Origin of the sequence: Aristaeella lactis, from assembly GCF_018118585.1 — a bacterium.
Classification (GTDB): Bacteria; Bacillota; Clostridia; order Christensenellales; family Aristaeellaceae; genus Aristaeella; species Aristaeella lactis.
The window spans coordinates 1,631,195-1,645,310 of the sequence record NZ_CP069421.1; the positions used below are offsets into that span (position 1 = coordinate 1,631,195).

At 55.1% G+C, this 14,116-nt stretch carries 11 protein-coding genes; 6 read left to right on the plus strand and 5 right to left on the minus strand.

The features are described 5' to 3' along the window. Positions 1–6: 6 nt before the first annotated feature. Both JYE50_RS07600 and JYE50_RS07605 read right to left on the minus strand, forming a co-directional pair. Positions 7–1,440 carry a hypothetical protein gene (locus tag JYE50_RS07600; protein WP_084096723.1) on the minus strand — a complete coding sequence of 478 codons (1,434 nt, stop codon included), beginning with the start codon at positions 1,438–1,440 and terminating at the stop codon, positions 7–9. Positions 1,441–1,477: 37 nt separating this feature from the next. Continuing rightward, complete coding sequence (locus JYE50_RS07605) at positions 1,478–2,683, minus strand: VanW family protein (RefSeq protein ID WP_179138410.1); 1,206 nt, start codon at positions 2,681–2,683, stop codon at positions 1,478–1,480. 716 nt (positions 2,684–3,399) lie between these two features. On the opposite strand from JYE50_RS07605, the gene JYE50_RS07610 reads away from it, so the two are divergent. The 6 genes from JYE50_RS07610 (at position 3,400) to JYE50_RS07635 (ending at position 11,409) form a co-directional block, all read left to right on the plus strand. Continuing rightward, positions 3,400–5,388, plus strand: a complete 1,989-nt coding sequence (locus JYE50_RS07610; protein ID WP_084096721.1) for a DNA gyrase/topoisomerase IV subunit B — start codon at positions 3,400–3,402, stop codon at positions 5,386–5,388. Between the two features lie 3 nt (positions 5,389–5,391). Further along, positions 5,392–7,908 carry a DNA gyrase/topoisomerase IV subunit A gene (locus JYE50_RS07615; RefSeq protein WP_084096720.1) on the plus strand — a complete coding sequence of 839 codons (2,517 nt, stop codon included), beginning with the start codon at positions 5,392–5,394 and terminating at the stop codon, positions 7,906–7,908. A gap of 67 nt (positions 7,909–7,975) precedes the next feature. After that, on the plus strand, positions 7,976–8,314 hold the full coding sequence (locus JYE50_RS07620) for a YbaB/EbfC family nucleoid-associated protein (RefSeq protein ID WP_084096719.1): 339 nt from the start codon (positions 7,976–7,978) through the stop codon (positions 8,312–8,314). Between the two features lies 1 nt (position 8,315). Then, entirely contained in the window at positions 8,316–8,915 is a 600-nt protein-coding gene (recR, locus tag JYE50_RS07625; protein WP_084096718.1) for a recombination mediator RecR, read from the plus strand. A gap of 83 nt (positions 8,916–8,998) precedes the next feature. Then, positions 8,999–10,246 (plus strand): DNA recombination protein RmuC, encoded by a 1,248-nt coding sequence (locus tag JYE50_RS07630; protein ID WP_084096717.1) that lies wholly within the window; start codon positions 8,999–9,001, stop codon positions 10,244–10,246. Positions 10,247–10,338: 92 nt separating this feature from the next. Continuing rightward, the gene (locus tag JYE50_RS07635) at positions 10,339–11,409 is read left to right on the plus strand and encodes an aldose epimerase family protein (protein WP_084096716.1); all 1,071 of its coding nucleotides are present in this window, start codon (positions 10,339–10,341) and stop codon (positions 11,407–11,409) included. 313 nt (positions 11,410–11,722) lie between these two features. Here JYE50_RS07635 and JYE50_RS07640 read toward each other — a convergent pair whose 3' ends face one another. The 3 genes from JYE50_RS07640 to xylB all read right to left on the minus strand — a co-directional run bounded on the left by JYE50_RS07640 (position 11,723) and on the right by xylB (position 14,105). Then, positions 11,723–11,968, minus strand: a complete 246-nt coding sequence (locus JYE50_RS07640) for a GlsB/YeaQ/YmgE family stress response membrane protein (protein WP_084096715.1) — start codon at positions 11,966–11,968, stop codon at positions 11,723–11,725. A gap of 72 nt (positions 11,969–12,040) precedes the next feature. Next, positions 12,041–12,499 (minus strand): transcriptional regulator NrdR, encoded by a 459-nt coding sequence (gene nrdR, locus JYE50_RS07645; protein ID WP_084096714.1) that lies wholly within the window; start codon positions 12,497–12,499, stop codon positions 12,041–12,043. Between the two features lie 79 nt (positions 12,500–12,578). Next, a complete protein-coding gene (gene xylB, locus JYE50_RS07650; RefSeq protein WP_084096713.1) occupies positions 12,579–14,105 on the minus strand; it encodes a xylulokinase in 1,527 nt (508 codons plus the stop codon). Positions 14,106–14,116 lie beyond the last annotated feature (11 nt).

Consider the following 14,116-nt stretch of genomic DNA (forward strand, 5'->3'; position numbering starts at 1 on the left):
TTATGTTTACGGCGTCTTTGTCTTGGGATTCATCAGCTGCGTAAGCTGATTGTTCACCCATGCGGCACTTTCATCCGGAAGGTTCTTGACCAGGGTGTTCATTGCCTTTAAGGCATTGGTTGCCAGCGTCATGGTCATCTGGGTGGTAAAAGTTTGGTCCTCTCCATCTGAAAACTTTTCAACCGGAATGGCCCCGATTCCATCTCCTTCAAACACAGATACGGTTTCTCCGCCCTTGCCCGCGGTGCCGGTAATTGTCAGCAGCGCTTTTTCGGTGTTTCCGAAGAAAACTTCCATCGAATACTGCGTCCGTTCATTCTCTGCCGGTTCAGTTTTGGCCACGATCATCGCGTCCGTTCCGGCGGATTTGATCTTGCAGTTCATTTCAGCCTTGCCGGCATTGTCCTTGACATATGTGATATATGCGGTGTCTTTGCCGTCGTCCACTTTCGCCGCGACATTCACAGAACCGTCTTCCGCGCGGGTCCAGGTCATATCGGCTCCGCCTTTTTTCATCGTAAAGGTGAGACAGCCTTTATCCTGGCCGTCAACTTTACCGTTGCCCAGATGCAGGTTCACCGTTTCCGCGGTATCTGTTTCCGTCGCTTCTGTTTTCTGGACCTGGGTCATATCATATACATTGTATGTGTTGCCCTTCTCATCTGAGTAGGCAGTAACCTGCAGCTCCGGTTTTTCCTCTTCGGGCTGGTCGTTCAGCCGTTTAATCGATTCATCGATGGAGGAGGCAAGATCCTGATCACTGTTCAGCGCCTCGATGACAGGTTTCATATAATCCTTGGTGACCAGTTCCTTCAGGCCGTTCAGGGTAACGGTCATCAGTTCCGTGTAGGTGATGTTTACAGGCGTCTTGGCGGTAAAGGTCAGGCCGTCCACGGTGAAAGAGCCGTTCTCTGTTTCACCCTTTTTCTCTTCCACGGCCTTGACAATATTTCCGCAGATCTCAATGTAGTCCTTTTTGAGCTGTTCCTCGTCCAGGTTCTTCAGCGCGTCCACCAGTGCCTGGAGATTCATGCCCTGGGCACTGGCCATTATCTGCTGCCGCGAGGCCTGCATCATCTCAGCGGAAATGAGGATTACCTGGCTGCCGAGCAGCGAGCTGGCGATCCGCATTCCCTCTTCCGTGTTCCTGGCGCCAAGGGAAAGCAGCAGGTCGTTTCCGGCATACAGGTTGATCTCGCCCGCGTCCTTATCCGCAACACCCTTCACGGTAAGCGCGTCCAGGATGTCGCTCACGACCGTTATTGTCTTTTCAGTTTCTTCCGGAACACTCGCTCCGGCACCGGCCAGGTTCAGCAGGGACTGCGCGTCCAGGCTGATCTTTGCGTCGAAGGACACAGGTCCCTCAGTTTGTACAGGGGTTCCCCCGATGGAAGAAAAAGCCATTATCAGTGCGACCAGAATGCCAAGTACTGAGTTCATATTCTTTCCTCCTGTAATGATTGTATATGGTTATTTGTTATTCTTCTGTGTTTTCCGTATCTTCCCCGTGGTAGCGGTAGATCCTCATCAACAGGGCGCCGTCATCGCTGGATGTTCCAAGCACCCGGATGGGGAAATCGTAGCAGTTGGTAAAGATCAGGTTCAGTTCCGGATTGCCTACAGCCGCGTCACAGTGGATCGGCAGGTAGGACGCACCGTTTCCGCCGTGCGGCCTGCGATGGTTGATCTCAATGTCCGGCAGCTGGATGATCGCGTTGTACAGCGTGCTGGAAACCTGGCAGGTGCCGCCGCCGTAACCCAGTTTGGATGTTCCGGCGGTCAGAACGCCGGCCTGTTTATAACCTTTGCCGCCGTTGTAAGGGCCCATGGCCTTGTTCGCGTCCAGCCGTTCACCGGGCTGCAGCACCTGGGAGATATATTTGCATCCGGTTTTAATGTTATGGATCCGGTTCTGGTTGGTCTGATCCTTTGTCATCTTATAGTAACTGGTATAGGCCGCGATGGGGCTGTCAGGGAACAGTTCCTCATCCGTTGGGGAAACAGGGATCAGGTCCGTCAGTTCGTTGGGATCGATATAGCCGTATTCACGCCAGTAGTTCACCATAGCCCAGCCGTTGTAGAACTTCCAGATGCTCAGTTCCGTACCGGGATTCAGGATAACCCAGTTGTTTCCGTCATCCCCGTCACCTTTGGAAGGCGTCATGCTCTTCCGGACATGGCAGGTCGTCGCGGTTTTGGCGATATAGGTGTGTTTCTGCACGTTGAACGGCGGGGTGTTGACCGGATCAACCGCCTCAATATCGCTCTTGGCGATCTGCTGCCGTCTGACATACCCGATAACGTTGTCCCGCCGGACGATGAACCAGATCAGGCCCACATACAGGATGTCAACCTTTTTGCCCCTGGCGTCCAGCAGCTTCATCTTGGAAGTGATGTCTTTCTCGGTTTTCCACTTTTCAGAGTAGATCATGCCGTTGAAATCCGACCGTATTTTGGCTCTGTACAGTGCGGGAGAGTTCATATCGAAATCTTCCCGGGTCTTTTCATGGTACACCTCACCCTGGACGTCGGCTTCAATGTAGTTTTCAGCCTGTTGTTCCTCTTCTTCCATCTCTTTCAGCTCTTCGTCGGTAAACTGGATTTCATCCTCTTCCGCATAAGCAAAAGAAACGGTTCCGGCCAGCAGGCCCAGGGCAAGTATAATGCACAAAATGCGCTTCATGAGCAGCATGTCCTCCTTCATCGTATACGAAATTATTATCCCTTTTTTTCGTATACATGTCAACCGCGCCTTCGCTTCAGGCGGCTGAGCTCCATACCTTCAACGATTCACATTCCTCCTTTGTTCCCGTATGGTCTGCAGATCAGGATTTTGGTTTTTCTCCCTCATCCTGACCGTATTATATGCCCCGCGTTTTTCCAAATAAATGACTCATCCGATAAAATGGCCCGGCTTATCTTTCCTCTCTCAGCGAAAAAGCTCCTCATTTCCTCACCTCCCTGATTCCTGAACTGCTCTATAGACGCAGTTTAGGCATCATTAGTTCCAAAGTAATCATCACATTCGCCCGTTTACAGGCGAATATTTCACATGTGTCCGCCTGCGGACGCATATTTCATTGATTTTTATGTGTCTCCAGCAGTCATAAGGCTTTCATAATCAATGTTTCTCTCTGTCCGGCAGATAAAACCAACTGTCACATTCGCCCGTTTACGGGCGAATATTTCACATCCTGCGAAGCAGGATATTTCACATTGAACGGCTTTGCCGTTCAATATTTCACATGTGTCCGCCTGCGGACACATATTTCATTGATTTTGTAAATGCTTCAGCATTTACAAAATCTAGTGTTCCCCTTTCTTTTCAGGCACATTTTATGGTATAATATACTGTCATCATTCGGGCCTTTCCGGTGAAAGCCCCAAAGGAGTGAACCCATGGCATCCCAAACCTATAATGCCGGGAATATTCAGGTTCTCGAAGGCCTGGAAGCCGTTCGTATGCGTCCCGGCATGTATATCGGTACCACCTCTTCCCGCGGTCTGCATCATCTCCTGTGGGAGATCGTGGACAACGCTATCGATGAGGCATCCAACGGCTTTGCCTCAGAGGTCTCCGTCACCCTCCATAAAGACGGTTCCGCCAGTGTGTATGACAACGGCCGCGGCATGCCCGTGGACGATCATCCGACCATGCACAAACCCGGTGTTGAAGTCATCTTCACCGTCCTGCATGCCGGCGGCAAGTTCAACAGTGAGAATTACGATTATTCCGGCGGTCTCCACGGTGTTGGCGCCAGCGTCGTCAATGCCCTGAGCAAGTGGCTCACCGTCGATGTTTTCCTTAACTGGACCCATTACCGCATGGCCTTCACCAGCACGGTGGATCCTGTCACGGGCAAAATCCATGCCGGCAAACCCGAAGGTCCGCTTGAAGTGCTCGGCAACACCCGGAAGAAGGGCACCCTGGTCCGTTTCCTGCCGGATGATGAGATCTTTGAGGACGTCCGTTTCCAGACTGAAACGGTTGCCCGCCGCCTGCAGGAGCTGGCCTACCTGAACCGCGGAATTCGCATCACCTTCACGGATGAGCGGATCGCTGAAGCGGAAAACCGCACCCGCGTCTTCTGCTATGACGGCGGCATCTCCGATTACGTCCGGTACCTCAATGCCGGCAAAAACGCTCTTCAGGAAGACATCATCTATATCGAAGGCAAACGGGACACGGTCATCTGCCGTGCCGCGATCCAGTATACCGACGGCTACACCGAAAGCCTCTTCTCCTATGTCAACAATATCAACACGCCGGAAGGCGGCACCCACGAAGCCGGCTTTAAATCCGCCTTCACCAAGTGCTTTAACGATTATGCCCGCCGCGTCGGCCTCCTGAAAGAAAAGGACAACAACCTGGCCGGTGAGGATTTCCGTGAGGGCCTGACCTGTGTACTGACCACCATGGTCAAGAATCCCCAGTTCGAAGGCCAGACCAAGGGCCGCCTCGGCAACAGCGAAGTCCGCCCCGCCGTGGAAGCTATTGTCACCCAGCAGCTGCTGGACTGGCTGGATAACCTGAAAAACCAGGAAGTAGCCAACGCCATCGTATCCAAGGCGATGCGTGCCGCCCAGGCACGGGAAGCTGCCCGCAAGACGCGGGATAACATCCGCAAAGCCAGCCAGCTGGAGGCCGCTCCCCTGGTCGGTAAGCTCTCCAGCTGCACCGGCCGTCACTGGGAGGATAACGAGCTCTTCATCGTGGAAGGCGATTCCGCAGGCGGCAGTGCCAAGCAGGGCCGCGACCGCCGTTTCCAGGCCATCCTGCCCCTCCGCGGCAAACCGCTGAACGTTGAGAAGAAGCACCTGGACCAGGTGCTCGCCAACGAGGAATTCCGCAGCATCATCACAGCCCTTGGAACCGGTATTGATGAAGGCTTCACCCTGGACAACCTCAAATTCGGAAAAGTCATCATCCTTTCCGATGCAGACCAGGACGGTGCCCACATCCGGGCCATCCTGCTCACCTTCTTCTTCCGCTATATGAAGGACCTGATCACCGGCGGGCATGTGTACATCGGCATGCCGCCCCTTTATAAGATCCAGAAGGGCCAGAAGGTAATCTACGCCTATGATGACAAGGAGCTTGCGAAAGCCACCCGCTCCGTGGGCAAGGGATATACCCTGCAGCGGTATAAAGGACTGGGTGAAATGAACCCGGAACAGCTTTGGGAAACCACCATGGATCCGTCCCAGCGCAAGCTCATGCGCGTCGGAATTGAGGACGCTGCCCTGGCGGACCGCCTCACCACCGTCCTCATGGGAGACAAGGTCGAGCCCCGCCGCGATTACATCAGTGAGCATGCTGACTTCAACAAAGCCGACACGTTCGATGCCGAGCTGGATGGCCACAGCGTGCAGGAAGGAGGGCAGTAAATCATGGCAAAGCGTAAAGAGCCTGAAAAGCCCATCGTGAAAGACGATCCTTCCCGCATACTGGATATCAACATGGAAGACGTCATGCACAACAGCATGATGCCCTATGCTGAACACGTTATCCTGGAGCGCGCCCTTCCCCGCGTGGAAGACGGTCTCAAGCCCGTTCAGCGCCGTATCCTCTATACCATGATGGAACTGGGTACCACGCCGGACAAGCCCCACCGGAAATGTGCCCGTATCGTCGGTGACTGTCTCGGTAAGTATCATCCCCACGGAGACTCCTCTGTCTACGGTGCCCTTGTTCATATGGCGCAGGATTTTTCCATGCGCTGCCCCATGGTGGACGGCCACGGCAACTTCGGTTCCATTGACGGAGACGGTGCCGCTGCCATGCGTTATACCGAAGCAAGGATGACGCCCCTGGCCATGGAAATGCTCCGGGATATCGAGAAGGACACCGTGCCCTTCCGTCTGAATTTCGATGATACCCTGAAAGAGCCCGACATGCTGCCCGCCCGTTTCCCGAACCTCCTGGTGAACGGCGCCAACGGTATCGCGGTCGGCCTGGCGACAAACATTCCCACCCACAATCTGGGCGAAGCGGTCCGTGCCGTTGTTGCCCAGATGGAGGATCCCGATATTTCCCTGGACGACCTGATGAAGATTCTTCCGGGACCGGACTTCCCCACCGGCGGCGTCCTGCTTTGCAATGAGGAAATCCGCCGCGGCTATGAGACCGGCAAAGGCAAGCTGACCCTCCGTGCCCGCGTGCATGTGGAGGACGGTGCTTCCGGCCGCAAGCTCCTGGTGATCACAGAGATCCCCTACCAGGTCAATAAGGCTGCCATGCTGGAGAAGATCCAGAAGCTGAGTGAAGACAAGAAAGTCGCCCTTGGCGGCATCTATGACATCCGCGATGAGAGCGACCGTACCGGTATGCGCGCGGTTATCGAGCTCAAGCGCGATGTGGATCCCATGCGGACCCTGTCTTACCTCTACAAGTATTCCGACCTGCAGGTCACCTTTGGCGTCAACATGGTCGCCATCGTCGGCGGCAAGCCGAAGCTGCTGGGCCTCAAGGAACTGATTTCCAGCTATATTGACTACCAGAAGCAGGTTGTCACCCGCCGTACCGAATACGAGCTGAAGCAGGCCAAAGCCCGCGCCCATGTCCTCGAAGGCCTGATGATCGCCCTGGACAACCTGGACGAAGTCATCGCCCTGATCCGCGCGAGCAAGAGCCCAAAGGAAGCCCGTATCGGCCTCATGGAGCGCTTCGCCCTCAGTGAGATCCAGGCCCAGGCCATCCTCGATATGCGCCTGCAGCGCCTGACCAACCTGGAAGTCGAAGCCCTTCGAAAAGAATACGCCGATGTCCTGAAGCTGATCTCCCGCCTGGAAGGAATCCTGAAGAGCGGCAAAAAGCTGAACGAAGTCATCCGTAAGGAAATGGAAGCCATTGCGGAAGAGTTCGCCAATGACCGCCGGACCACGCTGGAAGTGCCGGAAGATGTCCAGGTTGAACTGCCGGACAATACGCCCGAACCGGAAGACGCGGCGCTGGTCTTTACCGAAGGCGGCTACCTGAAACGGGTCTCCCCGGCCCAGCTGAAGCGCACTCCCCTTCCCACAGCGGAAGAGAATCCGTCGGAAAGTGCCCGCTGGCTGCTCCCGACCACCACAGCCGAAAACCTGTACATCTTCACCAACCTTGGCAACTGTTATCCCGTCAATGTGGGAAAGATCGCGGAATGTAAACCGAAGGACCGCGGTCAGCTCCTTTCCGGTGTGCTGATGGGCATTGAGGAAAATGAACTGCCCCTGCTCATGCTCACAAGCGATCCCGCGAAGGTGAAAGACCTGCCGGACTTCCTTTTCATCACAAAGAACGGTATGATCAAGCGTACGGCCGCTGCGGATTACGATGTGCGCAGCCGTAAGTATCCCACGCTTTCCCTGAAGAAGGGTGATTCCCTGCTCACAATCCTTTCCGCCTCCGGTGAAGGCGATCTGCTCTTCGTTACCCGGGGTGGCATGAGCATCCGTTTTCCCCTGTCCACCGTACCTGTTCAGGGCCGGATCGCCACAGGCGTCAAAGGCATGAGTGTGGAAAGCGGAGACGAAGTGCTCTGGGTCAGCCAGCTGGAGGAAACCGATGAACTCGTCCTCTTCTCTGAACGCGGCTGGGCCAAGCGCATTCCGCAGCTGGACTTCGAACCCCAGAACCGCGCCGGTAAGGGTGTCAGGTGTTTCTACTTCAACAAGAACGGTTCCAATGGCCGGAATATCGCCGGTGTCTGCCGCATCAACCGTGATAAGTCCTGCAGCTTGCTGATCAGCCAGGCACGCAGTCCGCTCAGCAAGCTTTCACGGGATGATATCCTGCTCCAGAACCGTTCCGGCAAGGGAATGCCCTACGTCATGGCGATCCTGGACGACATCGTCACCGGCATAACGTCTGTGGAAACGCAGGAAACCCCGGAAACTCAGGAACCGGAAACCCCGGATATGGTATAATGCCGTCACGGTATCAATTATGCATTATGCATTATGAATTATGAATTGATTTAGGAGGATTATCACAATGGCAAGACAGAATTTCGGCGGCTTCGGCGGAGGCGCCAACATGCAGCAGCTCATGCGTCAGGCTCAGAAAATGCAGCAGCAGATGCAGGAAGCCCAGGAACGTCTCGATGAGGCGGAATACGAAGCGGCCTCCGGCGGCGGAATGGTTTCCGTCAAAGTCAGCGGCAAGCGTGAACTGACTTCCATCACCATCGATCCCCAGGTTGTGGATCCTGATGATATCGAAATGCTGCAGGACCTGATCATGGCTGCGGTCAACGAAGCGCTTCGCAAGGGCGAGGAAGCCCGCGAAACCACGATGAGCCGTATGGCTCCCGGAATGGGCGGTCTGTTCTGAGATGAGCAGTCAGTTTGAACCGATTGCGGCAATGGCCATGGAACTGGCCAAGCTGCCGGGCATCGGACCCAAGACAGCCCAGAGGCTGGCGTATTTCCTGGCTTCTCAGCCGCAGGAAAACGTCCGTGCGCTTTCCGTTGCCCTCTGGGAGGGCCGTAAGGCGATCCGTTTCTGTGAAACCTGCGGCAACTATGCCACGGGGGATGCCTGTCCCATTTGCGCGGATCCCGCCCGTCACAATGGACAGATCTGCGTGGTCCGTGACCCCCGGGATGTGGCCGCCCTGGAGCGGATGCATGAATACCACGGCCTGTATCACGTCCTTCATGGCACGCTTTCACCGATGGAAGGCATCGGCCCGGATGATATCCATATCCGGGAGCTGCTTGCCCGTCTTGGAACAGAAGAGGTCAACGAGGTCATTCTCGCGACCAACCCGGACGTGGAGGGCGAGGCTACCGCGACGTATATCGCGCGCCTTCTGAAGCCGATGAACGTCAAATGTACCCGCATCGCCCACGGCGTCCCCGTCGGCGGCGATCTGGAGTACACGGACGAGGTCACTCTCTATAAGGCGCTTGAAGGCCGCCGTGATATGTAATCCTGTCAACTTCACATATTGGCCGCAATGAAGGCTGTGCCTTCATTGTCATCCCGAGCGTAGTCGAGGGATCCCTTGATAATATGACTTATGAATTAATTACTCCCCTTCTCCTGGTTCTGTGTCTCCTGCTCCTGATCATTCTCCTGGTCAGGCAGTCTGCGCTTGACCATAAACAGGAGCGTGACAAACTGACCCAGGAGCACGGTCTGGTCAACCTGGGCAACAAGCTTCTGGATGAACTGGATGCCCAGCATGATGAGGCGGCAAAATCGCTGTATGAAGCCAACCAGTCCCTGATGACCACGCTTTCCCAGATGGGTCAGGGTCAGTCCACCCTGCTGGAAAGCATGCAGCGCCAGGTGCTCCTTTCCACCCGCAACCAGGAGGAGAAGATCAATGATCTCCGCCTGGAAAACGAGCGTCAGCTCTCTGAGATGCGCAAAACCGTAGATGCCCGCCTTTCGGAAAGCCTGGATAAAAAGCTGGATCAATCCTTTGCCCAGGTCAGCGAACGGCTGGAATCAGTCTATAAAGGCCTGGGTGAGATGCATACCCTGGCTTCAGGCGTAGGTGACCTGAAAAAGGTCCTGACCAATGTCAAGACGCGTGGTATCTGGGGAGAAATGCAGCTGGGCAACCTGATCCGTCAGACGCTTGCTCCCGGCCAGTACGAGGAAAATGTCACTGTCGTTCCCGGTTCAGCGGAACGTGTGGAATTCGCCATCTGCCTGCCGGATCAGGGTGGAAACACGATCTATCTCCCCGTGGACAGCAAGTTCCCCCAGGAGGACTATATCCGCCTGTCGGACGCGTCTCAGCAGGGAGATGCTGCCGGTGCTGAAGCCGCCCGGAAGGCGCTGATTCAGCGTCTGAAATCCGAATCAAAGAAGATCGCTGAAAAGTATATTTCCCCGCCCCATACCACAGACTTTGCCATCATGTTCCTGCCCGTGGAGGGCCTCTATTCCGAAGCGCTCCAGACACCGGAACTGGTGGAGACACTGCAGCGGGATTACCGGGTTGTCATTGCGGGTCCCGGAACGCTGGCCGCTATGCTCAACGCCCTGCAGATGGGTTTCCGTACACTGGCCATCGAAAAGCGTTCCGGCGAAGTCTGGCTCCTGCTGGGTGAGATCAAAAAGGATTTCACCCGCTTTGCTGAAATGCTGGAGAACACCCGCCGCCGTCTGGACCAGGCAGGTGAATCCATTGATTCCGCGGTTACAAAATCCCGCACGATCCAGCGCAAACTCTCTGTTCTCGAAACAGGGCCGATACTTGACAATCCACCTGAATCTCTTACAATGGAAACGGATTCCAAATCTTAATAAACGGGTCTTAAATCGCCTTCTTTCCCCGGCTGCGATCAACAGCCGATAATGGTACGGAGCGATCGGAAAACCCCATAAGGAGGATTATTATGTCCATCAAAACAGAAGTGTGGGGAAAATCCCCGAAAGGCAAAGATGTTCATAAGTTCACCATGACCAACAGCATGGGAGCGTCCGTCTCGGTTATGGAATGGGGCGCCATCGTCACCTCCATTATCGTTCCGGATGCCGGCGGCAACATGGATGATATTGCCCTTGGTTTTGATTCCCTGGACCGCTATATCGGACCCCATGGCTGCTTCGGCGATACCGTCGGCCGCTATGGCAACCGAATCGGCGCCGGTAAGTTCACCATCGATGGAAAAGCTTACCAGGTTGCCCTGAATGACAATGGCATCAATCACCTGCATGGCGGAAACGTGGGCTTTGCCGCTCACTTCTGGACCGGCACTCCCAAAGAGGGTGAACATGAGGATTCCGTGTCCTTCCACCGGATCTCTCCCGATGGTGAGGAAAACTATCCCGGCAACCTGGATGTGACCGTTACCTTCACCTGGAATGATATGTGCGACCTGATCATCCGGTACGAAGCCACTACCGACAAGCCCACCCTCTGCAACCTGACAAACCATACTTATTTCAACCTGGGCGGCCATAAGCACGGCACCGTCAAGGATCATGAAGTCGCCATCGATGCCGATGTCATCACCAAGGTGGATAAGGGCCTGATCCCCACCGGCGATTATATGCCCGTTGTCGGCACGCCCCTGGACCTGCGTGACGGCCTGCTGCTGGAGGAAGGCCTGGAAGTTTATGAAACCTGCCCCCAGATGATTCCCGCCGGCGGATACGATCACAACTTCGTTCTCCGCAAGGGTGAGGTCATGGGAGCCGCGGCCAGCGTTTACCATGAAGAAACCGGCCGCTACATGGAAGTGCTGACCGACCAGCCCGCCATTCAGCTTTACACCGCCTGCACCACAGATATCAAAGGCGGCAAGGACGGCGCTGACTACGGCCACTACTCCGGTTTCTGCCTCGAGACCCAGCACTGCCCGGATGATCCCAATCATCCCAACTTCCCCGGCACAACCATTCTTCGTCCCGGAGAGAAATACGACACCACCACGATCTACGCTTTCCGTGCGGACGATGAATAATCCTTGATTCTTATCAAGCCCCTCTGCTTCTATGCAGAGGGGCTTTTTCTTAGTCTGCAATCATCCTGCTCACATCACTGAAAAAACGTGTGACGGGAACAACGCAGCGACTCTATGTCATCCATGACTATTAACTTTTCTTTTCTCCCTCTCGTTGTCATCTCGACCAAGGCCATTTATGGCCGCGTGGAGAGATCTCTTTTCCCCCTCTTGATGTCATCTCGACCAAGGCCATTTATGGCCGCGCGGAGAGATCTCATTGTTAATTGAAAAAAGTCCGCTGCAGAATGCAGCGGACTTTTTACCTTGCTTCTTACTTCGCAAACTTCTTTACGCAGAACAGGACCGCGCAGGCACCAATCACGGAAACAATGATGTTTCCGATGCCGTTAATGGAGTCCAGTCCGATCAGGCTGAACAGCAGGTTGCCGACAACACCGCCGACCAGGCCCAGCAGGATGTTGCTGAGCAGTCCGTCCGGACGGCCCTTCATAATCTTGCTGGCAGCGAAACCGGCCAGGGCCCACAGAGCAATCTTGATAATCCAGCTGAAAATCATATTACGGTTCCTCCATATCTTGTTTTTTTAGCTTCCCATCATTAATCCGGACTGATATATTCCGGATTAACTTCACATTTTCTCATCAACGAGCTTCTTCAGTTCGTTCATGAAGGTTCCGACGTCCGTAAACTTCCGGTACACCGCGGCAAACCGCACATACGCTACATCATTAAGGTTCTTCAGTTCCGTCATGACCATATCGCCGATCTTTTCGGAAGGGATCTCCCCGTCCATCGTGGCATAGGCTTTCTGCTCAACCCGGGTAACGATGTCATCGATCTGCTGCATGCTCACCGGCAGTTTGTCACAGGCGTGCAGGATACCGGCCTTGATCTTCTGGCTGTCAAAGCTTTCACGACGGCCATCCCGCTTCACCACAAACAGGGGACTGAGTTCAACTTTCTCGTAGGTCGTAAACCGTCTTCCGCAGTTGGTGCACTCTCTTCTGCGCCGGATACTGTTTCCGTCATCCGTAGGCCGGGAGTCAATCACCTTGCTGTCGAGGCAGCTGCAGTACTGACACTTCATAAATCATCCCTCCACTGATATCTTTCGGACGTTATCGTGGTTAACAAACAATTGTTCATTGTTCATTGTTAATTGTTCATTATTCGATTGACCCCAGGTCCTTGTACAGTTCCTTGTTCGCCGTATAGAGCTTCTTGAATACTTCGTATACTTTCGCATACTTCGGCACGTTCTCAGCAATCGGTTCCTGGGCGGGATTCACATGGATCATAGCCCTGCAGGCTTCCTGTACACTGCCGTACAGTCCTGCGCCGACGCCCGCCAGGATCGCCACGCCCAGTGCCGGACCTTCCGTATTCACGGTGGTGGCCACGGGGCAGTTCATCACATCAGCCAGCATCTGGCGCCACAGCGGGCTCTTTCCGCCGCCGCCGCAGGCCAGCATTGTTTCGGGAGCAACGCCCATTCCGGCCAGCACACCCAGGCAGTCGTTCAGACTGTAGGTGACACCTTCCATAACCGCACGGAGCAGGTCCCTGCGCTGATGCATAGCGCTCAGGCCGAAGAAGATGCCGCGGCAGTCACTGTCCAGATGAGGAGTCCGCTCGCCCATCAGGTACGGCGCGTAGATCAGCTTGTTGGCGCCGATGGGGCTCTGGGCCGCTTCCTGATTGGTCAGTTCATAGGTATCCACACCCATGGCTTCAGCGGTGATCTTTTCAGCGCCGCAGAAGTTATCCCGGAACCATTTCAGGCTCAGGCCGGCAGCCTGGGTAACACCCATCACATGCCACGCACCGGGAACCGCGCAGCAGAATGTATGCACACGGCCTTTCGGGTCGATCGCCAGCTTATCGGTATGGGCGAACACAACACCGCTCGTTCCGATGGTCGTGAAGGCCTTGCCGTCTTCCACAACACCGGTACCCACGGCAGCGGCCGCGTTGTCTCCGGCACCGCCGACCACCAGTGTATCCTCGCTCAGTCCGGTCAGTTCCGCAGCCTTTGCGGAAATGTGGCCGGTCACTTCGCAACTCTCATATACCTTGGCCAGCAGGTTCTTGTCGATATCCAGGATGCCAAGCAGTTCATCGCTCCAGCAGCGGTTCGGAACGTCCAGCATCTGCATGCCACTGGCATCGGAAACCTCTGTGGCGAAGTCGCCTGTCAGCATGAAGCGGACATAGTCCTTGGGCAGCAGCACGTGCTTGCATTTCGCGTAGTTTTCCGGCTCATGGTTCCGCACCCAGATCAGCTTGGAAAGGGTGAAGCCCGGCAGTGCGGGGTTGGCCGTGATCCTGATCAGGTTGTCATAACCGACCTTGGCGGTAATCTCTTCGCATTCTTTGGCGGTACGCTGGTCGCACCAGATGATGGAGGGACGGATGACTTCGTCTTTTTCATCCAGCATCACCAGGCCGTGCATCTGTCCGCTGATACCGAGGGAAACAACGTCTTCTTTCGCGACGCCGCTCTTTGTCAGCACTGTACGGATGGTGCTGACCGCGGCATTATACCAGTCCTTGGGATCCTGCTCTGCCCAGCCGTTCTGCGGCTGATACATCGGATACTCCACTGTCGCGGAGCAGATACCCTTGCCGTTCTGGTCAAACAATACTGTTTTTGTACCTGACGTACCCAGGTCAATCCCAAGCAGGTATTTCATATGCATTTTCC